At 38.3% G+C, this 17,464-nt stretch carries 18 protein-coding genes and 1 CRISPR repeat array; of the genes, 8 read left to right on the forward strand and 10 right to left on the reverse strand.

Annotated features, from left to right (window positions below; genetic code table 11):
- Window positions 1-13 precede the first annotated feature (13 nt).
- Together rimO and ABDH28_01785 are read left to right on the forward strand one after the other, a co-directional pair.
- A complete protein-coding gene (gene rimO, locus ABDH28_01780) occupies window positions 14-1,372 on the forward strand; it encodes a 30S ribosomal protein S12 methylthiotransferase RimO (GenBank protein ID MEN2997755.1) in 1,359 nt (452 codons plus the stop codon).
- A complete protein-coding gene (locus ABDH28_01785) occupies window positions 1,347-1,982 on the forward strand; it encodes a CDP-alcohol phosphatidyltransferase family protein (protein ID MEN2997756.1) in 636 nt (211 codons plus the stop codon). The genes rimO and ABDH28_01785 overlap by 26 nt, the downstream gene beginning before the upstream one ends.
- Here ABDH28_01785 and ABDH28_01790 read toward each other — a convergent pair.
- The 3 genes from ABDH28_01790 to ABDH28_01800 are packed head-to-tail and all read right to left on the reverse strand — an operon-like array spanning window position 1,932 to window position 4,280.
- Window positions 1,932-2,669 (reverse strand): HAD hydrolase-like protein, encoded by a 738-nt coding sequence (locus ABDH28_01790; protein MEN2997757.1) that lies wholly within the window; start codon window positions 2,667-2,669, stop codon window positions 1,932-1,934. The two genes, ABDH28_01785 and ABDH28_01790, sit on opposite strands and share 51 nt — an antisense overlap.
- A complete protein-coding gene (hslU, locus tag ABDH28_01795) occupies window positions 2,659-3,987 on the reverse strand; it encodes an ATP-dependent protease ATPase subunit HslU (protein MEN2997758.1) in 1,329 nt (442 codons plus the stop codon). The genes ABDH28_01790 and hslU overlap by 11 nt, the downstream gene beginning before the upstream one ends.
- A gap of 5 nt (window positions 3,988-3,992) precedes the next feature.
- Entirely contained in the window at window positions 3,993-4,280 is a 288-nt protein-coding gene (locus tag ABDH28_01800; protein ID MEN2997759.1) for a hypothetical protein, read from the reverse strand.
- A 363-nt stretch (window positions 4,281-4,643) separates the two neighbouring features.
- Here ABDH28_01800 and ABDH28_01805 point away from each other — a divergent pair, with 363 nt between their 5' ends.
- On the forward strand, window positions 4,644-5,402 hold the full coding sequence (locus ABDH28_01805; protein MEN2997760.1) for an enoyl-ACP reductase: 759 nt from the start codon (window positions 4,644-4,646) through the stop codon (window positions 5,400-5,402).
- Here the strand turns inward: ABDH28_01805 and fmt are convergent, their stop codons facing one another.
- The 4 genes from fmt to rplM are packed head-to-tail and all read right to left on the reverse strand — an operon-like array spanning window position 5,403 to window position 8,038.
- Window positions 5,403-6,329, reverse strand: coding sequence for a methionyl-tRNA formyltransferase (gene fmt, locus ABDH28_01810; protein MEN2997761.1), 927 nt, complete (start codon window positions 6,327-6,329; stop codon window positions 5,403-5,405). It lies immediately after the preceding gene.
- Between the two features lie 23 nt (window positions 6,330-6,352).
- A complete protein-coding gene (locus ABDH28_01815) occupies window positions 6,353-7,195 on the reverse strand; it encodes an NAD(+)/NADH kinase (protein ID MEN2997762.1) in 843 nt (280 codons plus the stop codon).
- A gap of 7 nt (window positions 7,196-7,202) precedes the next feature.
- Entirely contained in the window at window positions 7,203-7,604 is a 402-nt protein-coding gene (gene rpsI, locus ABDH28_01820) for a 30S ribosomal protein S9 (protein ID MEN2997763.1), read from the reverse strand.
- An 8-nt stretch (window positions 7,605-7,612) separates the two neighbouring features.
- Window positions 7,613-8,038 carry a 50S ribosomal protein L13 gene (gene rplM / locus ABDH28_01825; protein MEN2997764.1) on the reverse strand — a complete coding sequence of 142 codons (426 nt, stop codon included), beginning with the start codon at window positions 8,036-8,038 and terminating at the stop codon, window positions 7,613-7,615.
- 187 nt (window positions 8,039-8,225) lie between these two features.
- On the opposite strand from rplM, the gene serA reads away from it, so the two are divergent.
- Both serA and ABDH28_01835 read left to right on the forward strand, forming a co-directional pair.
- Window positions 8,226-9,824 carry a phosphoglycerate dehydrogenase gene (gene serA / locus ABDH28_01830; protein MEN2997765.1) on the forward strand — a complete coding sequence of 533 codons (1,599 nt, stop codon included), beginning with the start codon at window positions 8,226-8,228 and terminating at the stop codon, window positions 9,822-9,824.
- Window positions 9,825-9,887: 63 nt separating this feature from the next.
- Window positions 9,888-10,361: a hypothetical protein gene (locus ABDH28_01835; GenBank protein MEN2997766.1), complete on the forward strand. Its 474-nt coding sequence runs from the start codon at window positions 9,888-9,890 to the stop codon at window positions 10,359-10,361.
- On the opposite strand, the gene ABDH28_01840 is transcribed toward ABDH28_01835, so the two are convergent.
- Window positions 10,350-10,955 carry a Maf family protein gene (locus tag ABDH28_01840; GenBank protein ID MEN2997767.1) on the reverse strand — a complete coding sequence of 202 codons (606 nt, stop codon included), beginning with the start codon at window positions 10,953-10,955 and terminating at the stop codon, window positions 10,350-10,352. The genes ABDH28_01835 and ABDH28_01840 overlap by 12 nt on opposite strands.
- Window positions 10,956-11,390: 435 nt before the next feature.
- Here ABDH28_01840 and ABDH28_01845 point away from each other — a divergent pair, with 435 nt between their 5' ends.
- The 3 genes from ABDH28_01845 to ABDH28_01855 are packed head-to-tail and all read left to right on the forward strand — an operon-like array spanning window position 11,391 to window position 14,204.
- The gene (locus tag ABDH28_01845) at window positions 11,391-12,965 is read left to right on the forward strand and encodes a sugar ABC transporter permease (GenBank protein ID MEN2997768.1); all 1,575 of its coding nucleotides are present in this window, start codon (window positions 11,391-11,393) and stop codon (window positions 12,963-12,965) included.
- 19 nt (window positions 12,966-12,984) lie between these two features.
- On the forward strand, window positions 12,985-13,929 hold the full coding sequence (locus ABDH28_01850; protein ID MEN2997769.1) for a carbohydrate ABC transporter permease: 945 nt from the start codon (window positions 12,985-12,987) through the stop codon (window positions 13,927-13,929).
- A 2-nt stretch (window positions 13,930-13,931) separates the two neighbouring features.
- Window positions 13,932-14,204: a flagellar biosynthetic protein FliQ gene (locus ABDH28_01855; GenBank protein MEN2997770.1), complete on the forward strand. Its 273-nt coding sequence runs from the start codon at window positions 13,932-13,934 to the stop codon at window positions 14,202-14,204.
- Between the two features lie 23 nt (window positions 14,205-14,227).
- On the opposite strand, the gene leuC is transcribed toward ABDH28_01855, so the two are convergent.
- Together leuC and ABDH28_01865 are read right to left on the reverse strand one after the other, a co-directional pair.
- A complete protein-coding gene (gene leuC / locus ABDH28_01860) occupies window positions 14,228-15,535 on the reverse strand; it encodes a 3-isopropylmalate dehydratase large subunit (GenBank protein ID MEN2997771.1) in 1,308 nt (435 codons plus the stop codon).
- 376 nt (window positions 15,536-15,911) lie between these two features.
- On the reverse strand, window positions 15,912-16,550 hold the full coding sequence (locus ABDH28_01865; GenBank protein MEN2997772.1) for a riboflavin synthase: 639 nt from the start codon (window positions 16,548-16,550) through the stop codon (window positions 15,912-15,914).
- A gap of 139 nt (window positions 16,551-16,689) precedes the next feature.
- Window positions 16,690-17,455: a CRISPR direct-repeat array (repeat unit 30 nt; unit sequence GTTTCAATCCCTAAAAGGGCAGGTAAAAAC).
- Window positions 17,456-17,464 lie beyond the last annotated feature (9 nt).

A 17,464-nucleotide genomic window follows, 5' to 3' on the forward strand; every position in this document is an offset into this window, starting at 1 on the left:
AGTGGTAGTCCTTATGCAGAAGCTTAGCGGAAAGAAAATCTTTATTGAAACACTAGGATGTGCGAAAAACATTGTTGATTCTGAGAAGGTAGCTTTCCTGCTAGTTGAAAACGGAGCTGAGGTAGTTGATGATCCTGAGAGCGCCGACATTATACTTGTTAATACTTGTGGTTTCATAGAAAGTGCAAAGCAGGAATCAATAGATTACATTCTAACGTATGCTAAACTGAAGGAAGAGTTTAAGGGAAGAAGAGAAGGTGGGAAAAAACTAGTAGTTTTCGGGTGCTTAGCGGAGAGATATAGAAAAGAGTTAGTAGAGGAAATTCCAGAGATAGATCTGATCTCAGGAGTTAGGGATTATACAGCGTTAGTCAACTTACTAACTGAACCCGGGAACAACAAATTTCTGGATACAGCTTATGAGTATAGAGATATTGTCTTTGCTGAGCAAGAAGTTAGAAGGCTTGTGAACAAAGAGCTTCCTTATGCCTATGTCAAGATTTCGGAAGGGTGTAACCACTCGTGTTCCTTTTGTGCTATACCCTTAATAAGGGGAAGACAAAGAAGCAGAAGTATAGAGAGTATTGTTGAGGAGGCAAAATTTTTAGCTGACAGTGGCGTAAAAGAGCTGATCTTGGTTTCGCAAGATACTACAAGTTATGGGATAGATATTTATGGTAGGCCAAAGTTACCAGAACTACTGTATAGTCTTAGTAAGGTTGAGGGTATTAATTGGATAAGGTTACACTATCTCTATCCTACCGAAGTAAGTGACGAAGTAATTTCTGCAATAGTTGAGATAGAGAAGGTCTGTAATTACTTTGATATACCTCTTCAGCATGTGAGTGATAGAATTCTTAAACTTATGGGGAGAGGAGGATCAAAAAGAAAGTATATTGAGCTTATTGAGAAGATAAGGAGCAAGGCAGAAGACTCAGCTATTAGGACTACCTTTATTGTAGGGTTTCCTAGCGAGAGTGCAGAGGAGTTTAGAGAGCTTGAGGAGTTTATAAAGCAAGTTCAGTTTACGTGGGTTGGGGTTTTTGCATATTCGCATGAGGAGGAGACACAGGCTTTTTCGCTGGTAGATGATGTGTCAAAGGCTGTCAAAATGAGAAGGAGGAATAGGCTTTTAAGAGTTCAGCAGGAGATAACTCAGAATAGTCTTAAGAAACTTGTTGGTAAAGTTATGAAGCTTATTGTTGATGAAGTTTTGGACGAGAGGAATTACATAGCAAGAAGTGAGTATAATTCTCCAGAGGTTGATGGAGCTGTTCATCTAATGTCTGCTAAGGGGTTGAGGAAAGGAGATTTTGTTGAAAGCTTCATAGTGAAAGTGGTAGGATATGATTTATATGCAAGAGCAATTTAGGTCAAAGCTTATTCTTGTCAACATATTTACTTTGGCGAGAGTAGCCTTATTCCCGGTGATACTTGTTCTTGTTTTAAGTGGTGGGTTGGTGAATATACTGATAGCATTTTTTCTTTTTGTTATAGGGGCTTTGACGGATGCTTTTGATGGGATTCTTGCAAGGAAATACAATGTTGAGAGCAAATTTGGTTTTATCATTGATCCCATAGCAGATAAGTTTTTGGTGCTGGGGACTCTTCTTGCAATTTCTCTAGTTGATTATTTGATGATACCTATCTGGCTTTTCTTTGTCATTCTTTTCAGGGATGTTATTGTTAGTATTCTTAAACCTATTTCCGAGAGGTGGGGGTTTTCCATACCTACTACGCTTTTTGCGAAAGTCAAAACGACAGTGCAGTTTGTAGGGATAATTCTTGTGTTTGTCTACCTAATTTTTGTAAATCTTACGGTTTATTCAGTTTCGGGAAACCAATTGCTTTCGGTTGAGGTATTCTCACTTTTGCCTTACTACATTGTTCTCTTTGTGGCGATGGTGACTATCATTTCGGGTGTTGAGTATTTAGTGTTGTTTGTGAGGGGAATCAGGGGTGTAAGGAATGGGGGAAGGTGAATCAGTAAATTGAGCTACTATTTTGGGAAGTTCGGAGAGGGAATCTATCAGAAAGTCTGGAGCGAATTTTTCTAATTCTTCCTTGCTCATTTTGCCTGTGGTAACTATTATTGACCTTATTCCATTTTCCCTTGCGGTTATTGTGTCTCTGTGAGAGTCTCCAATTATGAAAAATTCGTCAAAACTTGTGTTGTAGTGTTTCATTGATCTTTTTATTGCTATTGGCACTAACTTCGTTCTGCTTTTCTTTTCATCTCCAAATGCGCCTACTGGGAAGTATTTGTCCATACCGAATGGTGAGAGTTTCATATACGCAATTTTTCTTATGTTTCCAGTGAGTAGGCAGTTGTAGTAGTTTTTGTATGTCCACTCAGTTGTTTCTTTTGCGTATGGTAGTGCTCTAAGTTTCTCAGGGTTTTTTTCTATCATTTCTCTAAATAGCTCAGAGGCTTTTTCAAAAACTTCAAACATTTTTGTAACTAACTGTTTTCCTGCAAATCCGTTATCGCAGAGAATTTTGTGAATTACTTCTACATCGGTAGTACCAAGCCAGTCAATATGCTCTAAGGATATATCCTTGCGAAGGGTTTCTGAGAGAACTTTCTGGTATACCAATCTTCCGCCATCTAGTTTGACTAGGGTTCCATCTATATCGTAAAGAAAAAGTATTCTGTTTCTAAAGGACATACTTAGCTAAGTCTTCGTTTTGTATAATGCTTGAAAGTTTCTTATCTACATACTCTTTGGTTATGATTATTTCCCTTCCAGATAGTTCTGGTGCCTCAAATGCGATATCTTCAAGAAGCTTTTCCATCACAGTGTATAATCTTCTGGCTCCTATATTTTCAAGTTTCTGGTTAGAATCGTAAGCTATCTCTGCTATTCTTCTTATTGCTGAATTCTCAAACTCAAGCTTGACGTTTTCTGTTGCCATAAGGAGTTTGTATTGTTTTACAAGAGCATTTTTCGGTTCAACTAGTATTCTCTCTAGGTCCTCCATAGACAGAGGTTTAAGCTCTACTCTTATTGGAAATCTTCCCTGAAGTTCTGCTATTAAATCTGAGGGTTTATTTTTTGAGAATGCTCCTGCTGAAATGAAAAGGATGTGGTCAGTTCTGACGGGACCGTATTTGGTATTGACTGTCGTTCCTTCAACAATTGGTAAAAGATCCCTTTGCACACCTTCTCTTGAGACATTAGGTCCTGTGGTTTCACCTTTACTTATAAGCTTATCTATCTCATCTATGAATATTATTCCTTCTTCTTCTGTTCTCTTCCTAGCCTCATCTGCTATATCGGAGGGGTTTATAGCTTTTTCGGATTCTATGGATGATAGCAGTATTCTAGCATCTCTAACGGCGACCCTTTTTTTCTTTTTCTTCTCTTTGGATCCAAATATCAAATCAAAGGGATTTTGAACATCAACTATTTGTCCAAAATTTCCAGTTTCTAGAATTTCTTCAAATGTCATTAAGTTCTCTTTGGGTAGTTCTTCTATTTCTATCTCAATCACAACATCGTCGTAAATTCCTTTTTTTATCTGGTTTATTACCTCACTTTTGTCAAGTTCAATCAGAGAGGGGTTTGATTTTATTAGGTATTTGTATATGATCTCATTCACTTTTTTATCGTATTTATCAATATTTCTTGAGATGTGCTCCTTCTTTACCATAGAGTAGGCAGTATTTACTAGATCTCTTACCATTGATTCCACACTTCTGCCAATGTAGCCAATCTCTGTAAACTTTGTTGCTTCAACTTTAACAAAAGGAGCATTTATTATGCTTGCCATTCGCCGTGCTATTTCCGTCTTACCAACTCCGGTTGGACCTATCATTAAGATGTTTTTGGGTATTATTTCTTCTTTCAAGCTGTCTGGTAAGGCTTTTCTTCTGTTTCTATTTCTTAAGGCTATTGCAACTGCTTTTTTAGCTTCTTCTTGCCCTATTATGTATTTACTTAGCTCTTCAACAATCTCTCTTGGGGTTAGGCCTAGTTTATCCATGTGTTTTACTCCTCTTCGTAATCGTCTTGTAGGTTGAAAATTTCACCAAAAGATATTTCGTCTTCTATAAAAGAGAATCTTACAGAGTATTTATATGAATTTTTACCTGTCTTTTTCAGTGAGAAAGCGTCAATTGTAATGTCTGGTATTATATCAAGGAGTTCTTGGAGGATATCCCTTTTTGTTGAGCATTTACCTTCAAAGTACCAAGAGGAATATTCGTAGGAGATTGTATCTGGAGCAAAGGAGGATAAGATAAGATCACGGATTGTTAGAATTCTAGAATTCTTCATCAATCACCTCTTAAAAATTATAAATGAGTTTAGTTTAAATGTTCAATCAAGACTATAAATAACTGCCTGATAAGTTCCAATTTCCATTACTTCCACTAGGTGAGAAAGCAAGATTCCGAACTTTTCGCTTACTTAACCTCTTTGTTTCTAGATAGTCTTCTTGAGTTACAAAGCTTCACCTAAATCGAGCTTCTTATGTGCTTGTTAAGAAGAGTATTCCTTTGGTCCAGATGGGTATTGCAAGGGAAATAAAAGAAAGACATGCCTGATTGTTGAATTTTAGAATTCATCGGCATTGTAGTTAATTAACTTGAATCGGTATTTGGGGTTTTTGTATTATTTTTAGCATTCTGGAGGTGTTTTATGGGATTGATGGAAGGTAAGAGGGGAGTTGTTTTTGGTGTTGCTAACAAATGGAGTATTGCGTGGGCAATATCAAAGTCACTGCATAGAGAGAAGGCAGAGATACTTCTTTCCTACTTAGGTGAAGAAGATAAAATCAAGGAATTAGCCAGTGAAATTAATGCAAAGATTTTTCCATGTGATGTTTCAAAGGATGAAGATATTGTGAGGCTTTTTGAATTCGTTGGTAGAGAGTTTGGAAAGATTGATTTTATTGTGCACTCAATTGCTTTTGCTCCAAGGGAGGCACTACAGGGAAGATATATTGATACCACTAGAGAGGCATTTAGAATCGCACTTGATATAAGTGCTTATTCTCTTGTCAAGATTGTCAAAGAGGCAGAGAAGTATTTGAATGACAACTCTGCCATAGTTACTATGACTTACCTTGGCTCTGTCAGAGCGGTTCCGAACTACAACGTTATGGGTGTTGCAAAAGCTGCGCTTGAGTCTAGTGTAAGATACATCGCTTACGACCTAGGTTCAAGAGGTATAAGGTGTAATGCAATTTCTGCAGGACCAATAAAAACATTAGCTGCTAGAGGTATAAGTGGATTTATGAGTATGTATGAAGAGTATCCTAAAAGATCTGCACTCAAGCGAAACGTAAGTGCGGAGGAAGTAGCAGAAACTGCTCTGTTTCTTTTAAGTAACCTCTCTTCTGGAATAACTGGTGAGGTTATATACGTGGACGCTGGGTATGAAATAATGGGAATGTAGCTATTCAAACTTATCACCTACTTTTACCCTGTAACCGTTTACAAAAGATTTAGCATCCATTACTTTAGAATTCTCTGGGAGTAGCTTTTCTACTTCCAGCACTCCCCTCCCTGTCTTAATGCCTATTCTATCGCCTAGCCTAATAACTTCACCAAAGTCACCGCTAGTTTCTTCTTCCGAATACCTAGCTTTAAGAATCTTCACCATTCTACCTTTGTAGAAACAATAAGCTTTAGGCCATTCAACAAAAGCTCTGACCTGACCGAATATGTGTCTGGCTTCTTTACTCCAGTCAATTCTTGAGTCTTCCTTTCTTATGATCTTGGTAAAAGTTGCTAAACTATCCTCCTGTGGAACTGGAGTAATGTTGGGATTTTCAAAGAACCTAGCTATCAGCTCTATAGACAACTCGGTAAGTTTCCTTTTTAGGGATGAGTAGTCATCATCTTCGTCAATTTCCACTTCTTTCTGAAGTAAGATTTCCCCAGCATCCATTTTCTCATTTATGTAGAAAATTGTAGTTCCTGTGACTTTGTCACAGTTTAGCAAAGCAAAGTGAATAGGAGAAGGTCCTCTGTATTTCGGAAGTAACGAGGGATGGATGCCTACTGTCTTCATAGGTGGCATTTCAAAGATTTCTCTAGGAATTATTTTCCCATAGTCGCACACAATAAATAGATCAAAGCCTTTAGAACTTAAGAGGTTAAAAAACTCTTGTGACCTGATATTTTCATTATCCGTAAACTCAATGCTATTAGAGATTGCTAATTCCTTAACAGGAGTAGGACTTAGAACCCTTCCTCTTCCTTTCTCTTTGTCTGACTTAGTTACTACAAAATCAATCTTGTAGTCACAAGAAATATGTAGTAGACCTTCAAGAACTGCTTTGGAAAACTCTCCTGACCCAAAATAACAAACTTTCTTCATAAAGCCTCCGTAGGGGATATTCACTACCAACTTAACTTTGTCCTAAGGGTTTCAAAAAACTTTCTTTTGGGGTTTCTAACAACTTTTGCATAGAACTTGCTTCTTTTTATGTTTAGCTCAGTCTTACCGTCAACGTCAATATACTCTTGCCCATCAAATACTACAACCGGTAGTGGTGAAAGGTAATCTACTTTGAGAGTGACGGTGCTATCTTTGTCAAGCACTATGGATCTTGCTGAGAGAGTGTGTGGACATATAGGGGTTATTAGAATATTCTCCATAGTTGGCATCAATATCGGGCCAAAGGCAGAGAGTGAGTATGCGGTAGAACCAGTAGGTGTGGAGACGATGATTCCATCTCCTCGGTATCTATTGAAAAACTCTCCGTCAATAAGGACCTCTATCTCAATAAGGCGGTGGAGTTTTCCTCTGGAGATCACAACCTCGTTTAGCGCAGAGTTGTAGTATGTCTCCTTCCCACTAATTTTTATTTCCACTTCTAACATCATTCTATTCTCAACTTCGTATTTCTCTGACACGATCAATTGGGTAAGTTCCTCAAGGTCATTTTCTGAAAAATGCATAAGAAATCCAAGTTTACCTACGTCTACTCCCGCAATGGGGACTTCATACTTTGAAAAGAGTCTAGCGGAGTAGAGTAGCGTTCCGTCACCACCAATGCTTACGACAAAATCTGGTTTCTTAATATCCTTATAAGAGCTGAGATTTGCAGAAAAGTCCGAAAAATCGGTTTTTAAAATGAAAAATTCAATTCTTTCTCTTGTGAAGAAATTCTTTAGGACATCTATTATTCTTTTCGCCTCATTTTTGTCAGGATTATAGACAATGGCGATGAAAGGTGACATCTAAGAACTATCTCTTTGAGTATTGCTTGGATTTTCTTGCTTTAACCTCGCCGTATTTTTTCCTTTCCACCATTCTGGGATCTCTTCTAACCAAGTTTAGCTTCCTAAGTGTAGGTCTTAATGTCTGAGGATCATAGTTTGCCAGAGCCAGTGCAATGCCATGTCTGATAGCCTGGGCTTGGGAAGAGATACCTCCACCTCTTACTGTTGCATAAATGTCAAACTTGTTGAGAGTATTAGTTACCTTGAAGGGTTCTAATACAATGTTGATATAACTTTCTATTCCTCTGAAATACTCTTTCAGATCTTTACCGTTTATTGTAATTCTACCCTTACCACCAGGCTTTAGGAAAACTCTGGTGACAGAAGTTTTTCTTGCACCTCTTGTTGGAGTTGTTAGGGTTTTCATATTACCTCCTAAATTTTGTATTCAATTGCACCAATAGGAGCTTTAATATTTTCGTCTTTGAAGACAATAAGCCTTCGCAATCTATGTTTTCTCAGTCTATTTTTCGGTAGCATTCCTCTCACAACTCTTTCAAATACAAACCTTGGATTTTTTGCTATTGCTTCCTTAAAGTGAAGGTGCTTCAACCCACCTGGGTATCCAGAGTGCCAGAAGAATACCTTATACTCGGGCTTTTTACCTGTCAGGATAGCTTTTGAAGCATTCTTAACAATAACGAAATCACCGTTATCAATATGAGGAGTATAGTTAACTTTATGTTTGCCCATAAGAAGTTTTGCTATAACAACACCTAGTCTTCCTAAGGGTTTCCCTTCGGCATCTATAACGTAATATTTTCTTGATACTTCGCTCCCTTTGATCATTATTGTCTTCATACATTTTCACCTTTCTTGCTTATTATAAACTTAGTTTCCACAGATTCTCAAGTTAAGAATTGTAATCAACAGTAAATTCCAAAATTTGGAGATTTGCAAATTATATATTTGTTGTAAAGGTTTTGAAATAGTTGAAAAAGTTTAGTTTTTACATTTAATCTAAGTGTATCCTTAAGGGGAGTTGAGTATGGGAGGCAAGGTGAAAGTTTTCTGCGCGGATGGTTTTTCAAAGGTTGGCCTGGATATACTCTCTTACTATGAAGAGATCTCTGTTACTGTTAATGAGAAGACTTCAAAAGAAGAACTTATTGATAAGATACCAGGCTATGATGTTTTGGTAGTTAGAAGTTCAACGAAAGTTGATAGAGATGTAATTGATGCAGGCAAGAGGCTAAAGATAATAGCCAGGGCTGGTGTGGGATTGGATACGATAGATGTTTCTTATGCTACTCAGAAGGGAATAGTTGTTATGAATTCTCCCACAGGTAATGTTATCTCCACTGCTGAACATGCTATAGCTTTATTATTCTCAATAGCAAGAAAAATACCGTTTGCTCACATTTCTACGGTTAATGGAGGGTGGGATAGGAAATCATTTAGAGGTGTTGAGCTTTATAGGAAGAAAATAGGTGTCATTGGTCTTGGTAAGATTGGGACTGAGGTTGCTAAGAGATGTTTAGCGCTTGGAATGGAAGTTTTAGCTTATGATCCGTATGTAACTGAAGAAAGAGCATCACAGATAGGTGTTAGACTCTGCGATCTTGAGGAAATCTATAGAGAATCGGATTTTATAACCTTCCATGTTCCGTTAACAGAGCAGACTAAGAACATGGTTACTAGGAAAGAGATAGAAATGATGAAACCTACTGTCAGAATAATTAACTGTGCAAGAGGTGGTATTATCAATGAGCAGGATCTTGCGGATGCTTTGAATTCGGGAAGGATAGCTGGTGCTGCTATTGATGTTTTTTCGGTTGAGCCTCCCGTGAATAATCCGCTTGTAGGTGCTAAAAACTGTATTGTTGTTCCTCACCTTGGTGCATCAACAGAGGAAGCTCAGGATAATGTTTCAGTTGAGATTGCTGAATCTATTGTCAAATTTTTCAAAGATGGGGTTATAATCAATGCTGTCAATATGCCCTCGGTGAGTCTACAGAAGTATAAGGATCTTAGGGAATTTATCTTAATGGGGGAGATTGTTGGTAAGATCTCTGCACAACTTTCCAATGGAGGAGTTTTGCAATTGGTGGTTTCCTACTCGGGTCATATTACAGAAGATCCAGTGCAGATAGTTACTAGGGCGGTAGCAAAAGGATTTATGGAGAAAATTGTTGGTGAGAATTCTGTCAATTATGTCAATTCTCTATTATACTTGGAGTCGCATGGAATTAAGCTACTGGAGGCTAAAGAGGAAGAATCTTTTTCAGTGTTTTCAAACTTGGTTAAGGTTTTGGTAGTTACTAAAACGAAGAGAGTGGAGATTTGGTACACTGTCTATCCTAACAATGATGCAAAAATTGTCAAGATTGATAACTACTATATGGAGCTTGATCCAACGGAAAATATGTTGTTTGTGAGGAATTATGATAAGCCAGGTGTCATAGGATTTTTAGGCACAGTTCTTGGCGAGGCGAATATAAACATAGGTGAGATGAAAGTTACGAGAGCTAAGAGGGGAGATAAAGCTTTAACCATAATAACTCTGGACTCCGAGCCATCTAAGGAAGTGATAGACAAGATTTCTTCAAATCAGGATATAATTGAGGTTAGGAAGATAACCATTTGATGGTAGGGGCTTGAGTAGTTGTTCGTTTTGAATTTTAACTTTCTAAACTTTGATACTTTAGCTATGAGTTTTCAGCGTGGAGTGATTGCTATCTTGATCTTAGTTTTGACTTCCTGCGGTATAGATGTTCCAGAGCTTGTTGTTACTCTCAGGCCTCCGATGGGACTAAAGGTATGGTTTACCACTAATGATACTATCAAACTTGAGTTTTGGGGATTTAACGATGAAGATTATTTTTCTGGTTATGTGGTTTTTGCATCGTCCTCTTATAGCGAAATAGCAGACACAACAAAGTCTTTAGGTGAAAAACCTAAGATTCCCAATATGGAGACAAGAGCACTACCAACTTTCAGTGTCCTACCTACTTCTGAGCCGACAAATTATGTCTTTGAGCTTCCACTTACTGTTCAAAGTGAAAGTGGAAATATTGTCTTCATAAAGGGTTTTCAGTATTACATAGCAGTTGCTGGGTATTCTGCTTCTAAGAAGATCTACAGTCCTTTGAGTAATATAACAAATGTGGTGCTAACTAATTAGTAGGTTAAGCTGATCTATTATCTTTTTCATAGGTGCTCCAATTATACTATCTACCACTCCTTCTACTATCTCAAAGAAATTCTCAGTCCTTTCTATTGCTATCCCACCTGACCATGCCTCAACAGGGTTCTGCTGTATATACCTTTCTATCTCTTCATCAGGTATGTTCTTTAGATATACAACTGAAATATCAAAGTCGTTTACTGTTACATCAATGTCAGATACATACAATGCGTAGGAAGTAACTATCTCTTGAAAGTCGTTTCTGTAGGAGTAGAACCATGTTCTGGCTATTTCCTTGTTTTTAGGCTTGAATTTTATCTCACCTTGATGGACGACTACGGTGTCAAAGGTTATTAGTATAAACTTATCGGATGTAGCCAGTCTGGATCGTATTTCTAAGTTCTTCTTGTATGATAGGAACATAGTTAGGATAATTGGGTTATTTTTGTAGTCTCCAAGCTTTTCTGCTTCTCTTTCTTCGTCAATGTAGGACGGCATCGTCGTGAAGTCTTTGAAAAATTTTTTGAATACCTCTCTTCTACCTTCTGAGGCACTTCCCAGAATTACTTTATATTCACTTATCCGTTTCATTTTGGAGAAAATCTTGATTTAAGAGAACTGCTAAATTCAAGAAGAGATAGAGCAAGTTTGTAGGAGAGTTTGGTGAAAATTAAAGTGAAAGGACTTCCTCTTACCTTGTAAGATAAAAGCAAGAGGAGGAATGTATGAATGACAAGAAAATTGTAAATCACTTTATCAAAAACCTTCTACTTGACCTTCCATCCAAACTCAGGAAGAAGATAGCGAAAGTTGTTCTCTTACATTCTTCTACCTTTAGGTAAGGCAGGTATGCTAGGGTTAGGAGGGGAAGGTTTGAGGATTGCTTGGATGAGTTATGAACACGGGGTATTCAGAATACTTTCTCACAAAAAAGTACCAAACTCTTAACTAAGCTTCAGTTAAAAAATATTGAAATTTCATGTTTAAACCTTTTTAATTATATCTAGCAGATGCGGAGGTATTGGTATGGATGCGCTTTCTAGGAGGATAAAGATTCAGAAAGCTATAAAAGAATTCTTTACTGCTTTTGCGTTTCTTTCTCCGAATTTCTTTGGTTTTCTTTTGATAACAGCGTTTCCGGTAGTAGCGGTATTCTTCTTAGCGCTTACAAAGTGGGACGGTATTAGTTATCCATCTAATGCTGAGGGAGAGGTTACTTTTGTTATTTCTTCTCCTGCGCAGGAAGATATCACTATACCCAAGGGGACTATAATAGAGTCTGATGTTACCATAGACAAGAGATTTTCTGGAAGAGTTGATAAGAATTTACTCCAGTCACTTACATACAGGCTACCTAAAATAGGCGAGACTACGATATTGCCTATTTCGGTTAAAGGTAAGGAAGAGTTTACTTACACATTTCCTGAAAAACACGAGTTTGATGTAGAAGTTATAGTTAAGTATCTTGATGAGAATAACAAGGAGGTGATAACGAATACTATTCTAAAGTTTGAGAATGATAGTGAATTTGAGATAGCAGTAGGTAGTTCTGTTGAAGTTTCTGGTAGGTTTAAAAGTGTAGTTAGCGGAATTTACAAAGAGGGGCTTGAGGTTTCTGCAGAGTCAATAAGTATTAAGTCTGTGTATTCTAGGAAGATTGTATTTACTGGGATTGTAAAGGAGAGTGTGACTATTCCTAGGGGGGCTACGAATGCCAACTATCCAGTTAAGGTTTCTTCAGTAAAGGTAGGAGAAGAGTTTAACTTGCAGGAGGGAACGGTTCTTGTTCCTAAAGGTGATTTTCCTGCTGAAGGTGTTAAGGGAATTGTTGATATTTCTTTCATTGGTGGGAGGACGGGAATACAGTTTGTGGGTTTTGAGAACTTCAAAAAGCTCTTTACCAGAGATAAGGACTTCTGGAGGTATTTCATAAATACCTTGATATTTATGCTTGAGATTCCGCTGGGGATGGCTTTTGCTATAATCCTTGCTCTTGCTCTGAATCAGAGGCTTAAGGGTATAGCTGTGTTTAGGACTCTTTACTTCCTGCCTTATATTTCAAACTTGGTAGCGGTTGCTATGTTGTGGAGATGGATATACAATGATCAAGGCTTACTGAACGAGTTTTTGAAGTTGATAGGTGTGATTAATCCTCCGAGCTGGCTAGGTGATGGTAACTGGGCAAGAATTGCTATAATCATTATGGATGTATGGAAGAATGTAGGATATACTATGCTTGTTTATCTTGCTTCACTTCAGCAGATACCGTCTTTTTTGTATGAAGCAGCAGATATAGATGGTGCTAATGAGGTGCAAAAGTTTGCTTATATCACTTGGCCAATGCTTGCGCCTACGAATTTCTTCATAATCATAATTGGTATAATAAATGGGTTCCAAGCATTTGGTTCGCAGTATGTTTTGACGGGTGGTGGTCCTGCGGGAGCTACAAAAACTATAGTTTACTACATTTACAACAATGCCTTCCAGTGGTTTCAGATGGGATATGCTGCAGCTTTGTCAGTATTTCTGTTCATCGTCATGATGATATTTACAATAGTTCAGTGGAAGTTGAGTCAAGAATCTACCACCTCTTCGTGGTAATAAATAGATGGAGGGTTGTATGGCAACTAGGGAAGCGTTCTATGGTCAGAGTTTAGTTGAGGAGAGAAAGAGAAAAGAAAGGATAAGGAACTTGATAGCTTATATAATTCTCTCAATAGGTGGTTTTACAATGGTGATACCCTTCTTATGGACAATATCTACTGCGCTTAAAGATCCTGAAGATATTTACGATAAAAGGTTCATACCACAGAGGTTTGGATATATCTATGTTGATCAGAAGGGGAATTTCGTAACTGGTGGTTATAGAGAAGGTTATGAGCAAGTGAGGGCGTGGTGGGCTAACTTCGTTAAAGCGTGGATTTCTGTGCCTTTTGACAAATACTACAGAAACAGTCTTATAGTAGCTACTGTTACCACATTCGGGCAACTTGTGACTTGCACTCTGGCAGCGTATGCTTTTGCAAGAATGAGATGGTTTGGTAGGGATGCAATATTCCTTCTCTACCTAGGCACGCTGATGATTCCATTCACAGTTACAATGATACCAGTGTATATACTCTTCAAGACTCTAGGTCTTGTTAATACCCTTATAGCAGTTATTTTGATTGCTCTTTTCTCAGCATTTGGCACTTTCTTACTTAGACAGTTTTTCGTGTCTATTCCTTACGACCTTGAAGAAGCAGCGTTTATTGACGGGGCTAACAGACTCCAGATACTGTGGCATGTTATACTACCTCTGTCAAAAGGAGCCTTAGCAACCCTAGGGACATTTACTTTCCTCTTCCAGTGGAATGACTTTCTATGGCCGTTGGTTGTTCTAAATTCAGAGGAGGTGAAGACTATACCTGTTGGGCTTACTGCATTCCAGACAGCTTATGGTTCTCAGTGGGAACTCGTTATGGCTGCATCGCTGATAGCGCTTATACCTGTCATAATAATATATGTTTTCAACCAGAGGTTCTTTACTGAAAGCATAATGCTTACAGGATTCGGTGGAAAGTAAGCATGAACGAAATAGGTATAGTGTTAAGGCTTCTTAATGAAACGCTGATTCAGACTGCTATACTATCGTTGCCGTTTCTGATTGTTTCATTACTTGTGGGGTTGATAGTAAGCATATTCCAAGCTACTACATCAATTCAGGAGCAAACTCTCACTTTCGTTCCTAAGCTTATAGCGGTAGGTCTTCTTATGCTATTGCTAGGTCCTATTCTTGTAAGAATTTTCACGGACTTTACGTTACGCCTATTTGATCTGATGGTTACAGGGATAAGGTAAGAGAAGTTGTAAGTCTTTTCTGTTTAAGTTAGGGTTTCGCTAGGTTTTGCAACTTCGTCAGGATGTGCGATTCTTCCCATTATGGCGGAAGCTACCGCAACTGCAGGGCTTGAAAGGTAAACCTCACTGGTTGGTGCATCTCCCATTCTCCCAACAAAGTTTCTGTTTGTTGTTGAGATTGCCTTTTCTCCTTTGCCTAGTATTCCGACATGTCCACCAAGACATGGACCGCAAGTTGGCATTGTTACTACTGCCCCAGCTTCAAGAAAGATTTCAATAAGTCCTTCTTTCAGTGCTTTATAGTATACAACCTGAGTAGCTGGAGTTATTATGCATCTGACTTCCGGGTGTATTTTTTTTCCCTTGAGTAGTTCTGCTACTACTCTCAGATCTTCTATTTTTCCGTTGGTGCAGGATCCGATGAAAGCTTGATCTATCTTGATATGGGTTAGCTCTGAAACGTTTTTACAGTTTGATGGGAGGTGTGGTAGGGCAACTTGTGGTTCTATTTTGGATACGTTGTATTCTCTGATTTCAGAATACTTTGCGTCTGGGTCTGAGGTGTAGAGTTTATATTTTCTCTTTGCTTGTTTTTCTATGTAGGAAAGGGTTTTTTCGTCTGCTTCAATTATTCCGGTTTTTCCGCCAGCTTCAATAGCCATGTTAGTTATTGTTAATCTTGACTCAAATGACATTTGTCTAATAGTTTCTCCCGAAAACTCCATAGCTTTGTATAGTGCTCCGTCAACTCCTATATCTGAGATTGTGTAGAGTATTAGATCTTTTGAGGAAACCCATTTTCCCATTTTGCCGTAATATATGAACTTAATGCTTTCAGGAACTTTTAGCCAGATTTCTCCTGTTATCATAGCATAAGCGAGATCTGTAGAGCCAACTCCAGTTGCAAAAGCTCCGAGTGCTCCTAGTGTGCAGGTATGAGAGTCTGCTCCTATTACTAGATCTCCGGGCAGGACCAATCCTTCTTCTATCAGAAGTATATGCTCTATTCCTACTTTTCCGATTTCGTAGAAGTAGGGTAAATTCAGTTTCCTAGCAAACTTTCTGAGAATGTTTATTTGGTCTGCGCTTTTTATGTCTTTTGCTGGAGAGAAATGATCTGGAATGAGTGCTACTCTTTCTTTATCAAAGACATCGCTTGCTCCTACTTCTTCAAACTCCTCTATTGCTATTGGGGCGGTTATATCGTTGCCGAAGCAGAAGTCAATTCTAGCGTTTATTATCTCTCCGGGTTCTACATATTTTCTGCCGATGCTACCATTATCATTTATAGCGTGCTCTGCTAAGATCTTTTCAGCGATAGTCATTCCCATAAGGCTACCTCCTAGAAAAAATACAAAAGTAGTATAGATTTTTCAAGGCTAAAATGTTATATGGTAGTTTTCTGTTTTTTCCACTTAAGAGTATAGATGTGGTAAGTTCCAAGGTTTGGTAGTTGGGAATGGTTTTTCTTTTTTCTCGCAGTCCCTGACGGGACTGGGTGAGTGGTTTCTTATGAATACTTTCTCGGTAGGTTTAGTGGGCTTGATGGAGAGTGGTTTTTGTGGTTGGAGGGGGTGTAAAGGGTTTGAGAGTTTGTTTACTTGTCTAGTGGGAGTTAGGGTTTGTTATCTAAACTACTGGGTGTACCTTTTATTTTTGGGTTTTTCAACTTGCTGTTTAGTCAAGGTGGGGGGTGGGGTCTTGGGGTTATGTTCCTAGGAAGTCTTTCAGTTTTTCCATTGTTATGGGCTTATCTTTCGTTGAGAGCAATCTCTCAATGTATTTTCCTATTATGTCAAACTCAATGTTTACATACTCTTCTGGCTTGAGGTATTTTATGTTTGTGTTTTCGTAGGTGTGAGGTATGACTGCTACTGAGAAAGTTCTAAGTGAATCGTTTATTTCTGATATGGTTAGACTTATTCCGTCTACTGCTACTGAACCTTTGTAAACTAAGTTTTTCATGAAGTTCTTGGGGATGGATATTGTAAGTTTGTATGAATTTCCGATGGGTATTATTTCGTTTACTTGTCCTATGGTGTCAATGTGTCCTAGAACTATGTGACCGTCAAGAAAACTTGAGGGGGTTGATGGGAGTTCTAGGTTTACTACTGTGTCTGGTTTGAGTTTAGGGATGGTGCTTTTTTCTGAGGTTTCGCTACTTACGAAGAAAGTGAGTTCATCTGGTGTTTTTCTGATAACGGTTAGGCATGCGCCATTTACTGCTACGCTACCGCCAATTTCTACAACTTTAGAGACTTCCGGAGTTTTTATGGTTATCTCGCCATCGGTTTTGTTAAGGGATCTAACAATGATTCCTGTGTATTTTATTATACCTGAGAACATAAGTTTAGTATATTTGCCGAGGGTGTCTTTTTTCAAAGAATGACGAAACGGAAAAGTATTGTTTCAATCTCTAGAATTAGTCAAGAAACCTGCATATCTCTCGTAAGAAATAAACTTACCTTCATCGCTTCTCATTCTTGTTTCAATCCCTAAAAGGACAGGTAAAAACAATAATGGAAGTGAAGAAATATGACAAAAAACAAGCGTTGTTTCAATCCCTAAAAGGGCAGGTAAAAACAAAAACCTCCGAAGAAGGTAAGGATTGCTGTTCAAAGTTTCAATCCCTAAAAGGGCAGGTAAAAACTTCTCGGTTTGTTTCATTTCTTGTTGCTTTATTTTCAGGTTTCAATCCCTAAAAGGGTAGGTAAAAACAATAAAGGGGTTTTTTGCACATTTTCGTTAACTAATGGTTTCAATCCCTAAAAGGGCAGGTAAAAACTATATATGAGTACGAGAGAGAGCTATATTCTCCTAGCCGTTTCAATCCCTAAAAGGGCAGGTAAAAACGAAGATTAAAAGTTGCATTGAAGACTAGAAGTTGCCGTTTCAATCCCTAAAAGGGCAGGTAAAAACTCAGCATAGCAACGTCTCTTACATTTTCTACATCCAGTTTCAATCCCTAAAAGGGCAGGTAAAAACCCATAGAGAAAGAATCATATCCGAAAAGGTGTTGAAGTTTCAATCCCTAAAAGGGCAGGTAAAAACTGACTATATACGAAGTCACAACCTGCTGTGGAGCAGGTTTCAATCCCTAAAAGGGCAGGTAAAAACGGTGCTACCTCCCTAGAGTCCTGATAACAGGAGAGGAGTTTCAATCCCTAAAAGGGCAGGTAAAAACGGGAGGAGCTTGAAATGGAGTGTATGGTGACGCTCCAGTTTCAATCCCTAAGGGGAGGAGCACACACACACACACA

The sequence above is a fragment of the Brevinematia bacterium genome, from assembly GCA_039630355.1.
Lineage (GTDB): Bacteria > Spirochaetota > Brevinematia > DTOW01 > DTOW01 > SKYB106.

Excerpts from the sequence above, each read along its gene's own strand:
- rimO (MEN2997755.1), top strand. The coding sequence starts at position 14 with ATGCAGAAGCTTAGCGGAAAGAAAATCTTTATTGAAACACTAGGATGT.
- ABDH28_01785 (MEN2997756.1), top strand. The coding sequence starts at position 1,347 with ATGATTTATATGCAAGAGCAATTTAGGTCAAAGCTTATTCTTGTCAAC.
- ABDH28_01790 (MEN2997757.1), bottom strand. The coding sequence starts at position 2,669 with ATGTCCTTTAGAAACAGAATACTTTTTCTTTACGATATAGATGGAACC.
- hslU (MEN2997758.1), bottom strand. The coding sequence starts at position 3,987 with ATGGATAAACTAGGCCTAACCCCAAGAGAGATTGTTGAAGAGCTAAGT.
- ABDH28_01800 (MEN2997759.1), bottom strand. The coding sequence starts at position 4,280 with ATGAAGAATTCTAGAATTCTAACAATCCGTGATCTTATCTTATCCTCC.
- ABDH28_01805 (MEN2997760.1), top strand. The coding sequence starts at position 4,644 with ATGGGATTGATGGAAGGTAAGAGGGGAGTTGTTTTTGGTGTTGCTAAC.
- fmt (MEN2997761.1), bottom strand. The coding sequence starts at position 6,329 with ATGAAGAAAGTTTGTTATTTTGGGTCAGGAGAGTTTTCCAAAGCAGTT.
- ABDH28_01815 (MEN2997762.1), bottom strand. The coding sequence starts at position 7,195 with ATGTCACCTTTCATCGCCATTGTCTATAATCCTGACAAAAATGAGGCG.
- rpsI (MEN2997763.1), bottom strand. The coding sequence starts at position 7,604 with ATGAAAACCCTAACAACTCCAACAAGAGGTGCAAGAAAAACTTCTGTC.
- rplM (MEN2997764.1), bottom strand. The coding sequence starts at position 8,038 with ATGAAGACAATAATGATCAAAGGGAGCGAAGTATCAAGAAAATATTAC.
- serA (MEN2997765.1), top strand. The coding sequence starts at position 8,226 with ATGGGAGGCAAGGTGAAAGTTTTCTGCGCGGATGGTTTTTCAAAGGTT.
- ABDH28_01835 (MEN2997766.1), top strand. The coding sequence starts at position 9,888 with ATGAGTTTTCAGCGTGGAGTGATTGCTATCTTGATCTTAGTTTTGACT.
- ABDH28_01840 (MEN2997767.1), bottom strand. The coding sequence starts at position 10,955 with ATGAAACGGATAAGTGAATATAAAGTAATTCTGGGAAGTGCCTCAGAA.
- ABDH28_01845 (MEN2997768.1), top strand. The coding sequence starts at position 11,391 with ATGGATGCGCTTTCTAGGAGGATAAAGATTCAGAAAGCTATAAAAGAA.
- ABDH28_01850 (MEN2997769.1), top strand. The coding sequence starts at position 12,985 with ATGGCAACTAGGGAAGCGTTCTATGGTCAGAGTTTAGTTGAGGAGAGA.
- ABDH28_01855 (MEN2997770.1), top strand. The coding sequence starts at position 13,932 with ATGAACGAAATAGGTATAGTGTTAAGGCTTCTTAATGAAACGCTGATT.
- leuC (MEN2997771.1), bottom strand. The coding sequence starts at position 15,535 with ATGGGAATGACTATCGCTGAAAAGATCTTAGCAGAGCACGCTATAAAT.
- ABDH28_01865 (MEN2997772.1), bottom strand. The coding sequence starts at position 16,550 with ATGTTCTCAGGTATAATAAAATACACAGGAATCATTGTTAGATCCCTT.